The sequence below is a fragment of the Kitasatospora sp. NEAU-CNBT7 genome, from assembly GCF_057220535.1.
Genome location: NZ_JBXQQB010000099.1, coordinates 1 through 4,110 on the forward strand (window position 1 = coordinate 1; position 4,110 = coordinate 4,110).

The 4,110-nt window shown below is 71.2% G+C and carries 4 protein-coding genes; all 4 read right to left on the reverse strand.

Annotated features, from left to right (window positions below):
• The coding region (locus AC2TEW_RS38445) for an ABC transporter substrate-binding protein (protein WP_484627801.1) at positions 1-1,034 on the reverse strand (1,034 nt) is incomplete at its 3' end.
• Between the two features lie 246 nt (positions 1,035-1,280).
• A complete protein-coding gene (locus AC2TEW_RS38450) occupies positions 1,281-2,597 on the reverse strand; it encodes a sulfate adenylyltransferase subunit 1 (protein ID WP_484627802.1) in 1,317 nt (438 codons plus the stop codon).
• A gap of 2 nt (positions 2,598-2,599) precedes the next feature.
• The gene (gene cysD, locus AC2TEW_RS38455) at positions 2,600-3,538 is read right to left on the reverse strand and encodes a sulfate adenylyltransferase subunit CysD (protein WP_484625425.1); all 939 of its coding nucleotides are present in this window, start codon (positions 3,536-3,538) and stop codon (positions 2,600-2,602) included.
• Positions 3,535-4,110, reverse strand: a 576-nt coding sequence (cysC, locus tag AC2TEW_RS38460; RefSeq protein ID WP_484627803.1) for an adenylyl-sulfate kinase, incomplete at its 5' end; no start/stop codon positions are given. The genes cysC and cysD, both read right to left, overlap by 4 nt.

Sequence of the window (4,110 nt, forward strand, 5' to 3'; positions counted from 1 at the left end):
ACCGCGTGGTCGGCCTCGGCCTGGAAGGTGTTCGCCAGCGGGTCGTCCAGGAACTCGATGTCCTTCCACGCCGGGTCGAGGACGGCCGGCTCCAGGGCGTTGCCCGCGGCCGCCTTGATGGCGTCGTTGGCGTCGGCCTTGGCCTTGTCCGGGTTGGCCTTGATGAAGGCGTTGGTGTTCACCGAGCCGCGCAGCACGGCCTCCACCACGTCCGGGTGCTCCTTGAGGAACTTCTGAGAGACGATGATGTTGGTGATCACGAACTTGCCGTCCGGCCAGACCTGCTTCTCGTTCAGCAGTTCCTTGGCCCCGAGGGTGACCAGCTTGGAGGCGGTCGGCTCGGGCACCCAGGCGCCGTCGATGGAGCCGGACTTGTACGCGTCCGGCGTGACCTTGTTGTCCGAGCGGACCACCGAGACGTCGCCGGCGCCGGACTGCGCGTCGACCTTGTAGCCCTTCTCGGCCAGGTAGTTGAGCAGCGCCACGTCCTGGGTGTTGCCCAGCTGCGGGGTGGCGATCTTCTTGCCCTTGAGGTCGTCCAGGGTCTTGATCCTGTCGGGGTTGACGACCAGCTTCACCCCGCCGGAGGCGGAGCCGCCGATGACCCGCAGCGAGGTGCCCTTGGACTTGGTGAAGCCGTTGATGGCCGGGGAGGGGCCGATCCAGCCGATGTCGATCGAACCGGCGTTCAGCGCCTCGATCTCGGCCGGGCCGGCGTTGAAGATCTGGGTCTTGACCTGGGTCGCGCCCAGCTCCTTCTGGAACAGGCCCTCCTGCAGGCCGACCAGCGGGGTGCCGTGGGTCAGGTTGGCGAAGTAGCCGATCTTCACGGTGTCGGCGGACAGCTTTTTGTCCGAGGCACCGGACGCGGCGGCCGGGGCGGCGGAGGCCTTGTCGGTGCTCTTCGAGCCGTAGCTGCACGCGGTCACCAGGCTGAGGGCGGCGAGCGAGGCGACCGCGGCCGCGGCCGAGCGTCTGATCCGGCCGCTGACGATGCGCTTGCGGGTATGCGGAAGACCGGAACGGAGGGTCATCTGAGGTGTCCTTCGTGGCAGGAGCGTCGGCGGGACGCCCGGTTCAGGGAAGTCGTCGTGGTGCGGTCGGCATCGGGGATGCCGGGCAGGCCGGGCCGGCCGTGCTGGGGGAAGGCGGCCCGGTGACAGGGGATCAGCGCCCCTGTCCGGCCCCACATCGCGTCAGGCCGCCCTGGCCGCTGCCGAGGACGCCGCTGCCGATGCGGCCGCCTTCCTTGTCCATGCCCGAGAACGCCTCGCGGGACATCAGACCCAGTCCTCCTCGTTCGGATCGGTGGTGCGTACGGTGTCGAAGGCCTCGCCCGCCATGCCGGCGGTGAGGGTGGTGCCGTCGGCCGGGTCGATCAGTAGGAACGATCCGGTCCGGCGGTTGGCGCGGTAGTCGTCCAGGGCCAGCGGCTCGGCGGTGCGCAGCACCACGTGGCCGATGTCGTTGACGGTGAGTGCGTCGGTGTCGGTGCGCTGTTCGAGGGTGTCGATGTCGATGCGGTAGGAGATTTCCTTGACGAGTGCGCGGACGGTGCGGGTGGTGTGCTTGAGCAGCACCTTCGCGCCGACGGTCAGCGGGCGCTCGTTCAGGTGGGCGACGGTGGCCTCGATGTCCTTGGTGGGGGTCGGGGCGGGTCCGGCGGCGATGAGGTCGCCGCGGGAGATGTCGATGTCGTCGGTGAGGCGGACGGTGACGGACTGGGGGGCCCAGGCGATGTCGGTCCCGGTGCCGAGGGCGTCGATGGCGGCGATCGTGGTGGTGTGGCCGGAGGGCAGCACGGTGACCGGGTCGCCGACCCGCAGGACGCCGGAGGCGAGTTGGCCGGCGTAGCCGCGGTAGTCGGGGTTGTCCTCGGTCTGCGGGCGGATGACGTACTGGACCGGGAAGCGGGCCGGTTCGACGCTCGGGTCGGTGCCGACCGGGACGGTCTCCAGGTGCTCCAGCAGGGTGGGGCCGCCGTACCAGTCCATGTGGGCGGACGGTTCGACGACGTTGTCGCCGGCCAGCGCGGAGATCGGCACGGCCACCACGTCCTTGACGCCCAGGGAGGCGGCGTAGGCGGTGAACTCGGCGGCGATGGCGGCGAAGACCGGCTCCGCGTACTCCACCAGGTCCATCTTGTTGACGGCGAGGACCACGTGCGGCACCCGCAGCAGGGCGGCGACGGCGGCGTGGCGGCGGGTCTGTTCGACGACGCCGTTGCGGGCGTCGACGAGGACGACGGCGAGTTCGGCGGTGGAGGCGCCGGTGACCATGTTGCGGGTGTACTGCACGTGGCCGGGGGTGTCGGCGAGGATGAACCGGCGCCGTGCGGTGGCGAAGTAGCGGTAGGCGACGTCGATGGTGATGCCCTGCTCGCGCTCGGCGCGCAGGCCGTCGGTGAGCAGTGCCAGGTCGGGGGCCTGCTGGCCGCGGCGGCGGGAGGCGTGTGCGACGGCCTCCAGCTGGTCCGCGAGGACCGACTTGGAGTCGTGCAGCAGTCGGCCGACCAGGGTGGACTTGCCGTCGTCGACGGAGCCGGCGGTGGCGAAGCGCAGCAGCGAGGTGGCGCTGGTCTCGATGGTGGTGCTCATGTCTAGAAGTACCCCTCGCGCTTGCGGTCTTCCATGGCGGCTTCGGAGAGTTTGTCGTCGGCCCGGGTGGCGCCGCGTTCGGTGAGGCGGCTGGCGGCGATCTCGGTGATGACGTCGGCGATGGTGGCGGCGTCCGAGTCGACGGCGCCGGTGCAGGACATGTCGCCGACCGTGCGGTAGCGGATCAGCCGCGTCTCGACCCTCTCGTGCTCCTTGGGGCCGCCCCAGGCGCCGGCGGTCAGCCACATCCCGTCGCGGGCGAAGACGTCCCGCTCGTGGGCGTAGTAGATCTCCGGGAGCTCGATGTTCTCGCGCTCGATGTACTGCCAGACGTCCAGCTCGGTCCAGTTGGACAGCGGGAAGACCCGCACGTGCTCGCCGACCGCGTGCCGGCCGTTGTACAGCGACCAAAGCTCGGGCCGCTGGCGGCGCGGGTCCCAGGCGCCGAACTCGTCGCGCAGCGAGAAGACGCGCTCCTTGGCGCGGGCCTTCTCCTCGTCGCGGCGGCCGCCGCCGAACACCGCGTCGAACCTGTGGGAGTCGATGGCGTCCAGCAGCGGCACGGTCTGCAGCGGGTTGCGGGTGCCGTCCGGGCGCTCGCGCAGCCGGCCGTCGTCGATGAAGTCCTGCACGTGCGCGACGTGCAGCCGCAGGCCGTGCTCGGCCACCACGCGGTCGCGGTAGGCGATGACCTCGGGGAAGTTGTGGCCGGTGTCCACGTGCAGCAGCGAGAAGGGGACCTGCGCCGGGGCGAAGGCCTTCAGCGCCAGGTGCAGCATGACGATGGAGTCCTTGCCGCCGGAGAACAGGATCACCGGCCGCTCGAACTCGCCCGCCACCTCGCGGAAGATGTGCACCGACTCCGCCTCCAGGGCGTCCAGGTGCGACAGCGCGTACGGGTTGCCGTCGGTGGCGACCAGGCCCTGGGTGGCGGTGGTCATGCGAGGCCCCTCTCGGTCAGGAAGGCGTGCAGATCGGCGGCGGACTCCGCGACCGTCCGGCCGCGGGTCTGGATGCGCAGCTCCGGGTCGGCCGGGGCCTCGTACGGGTCGTCGACGCCGGTGAGACCGGAGATCTCGCCGGCGGCCTGCCTGGCGTACAGGCCCTTGACGTCGCGCTCCGAGCACAGCTCGAGGGGGGTGGCGACGTGGATCTCCAGGAACTCGGTGCCGTTGGCGGCGTGCCGCTCGCGCACCGCGGCGCGGGAGTCGGCGAACGGGGCGATCACCGGGGCCAGCACCTTCACGCCGTTGGACGCCAGCTTCTCGGCGACGAAGCCGATCCGGGTGACGTTGGTGTGGCGGTCCTCGCGGGTGAAGCCGAGGCCCTTGGAGAGGAACTCGCGGATCTCGTCGCCGTCCAGGACCTCGACCCTGTGGCCCTCGGCGCGCAGCCGCTCGGCCAGCGCGAGGGCGAGGGTGGTCTTGCCGGCGCTGGGCAGCCCGGTCAGCCACACGGTGGCGCCGCGCTCGCAGCCGGCAGCCGGGGCGGCCGCCGCTGCGGGGCCCCCGGC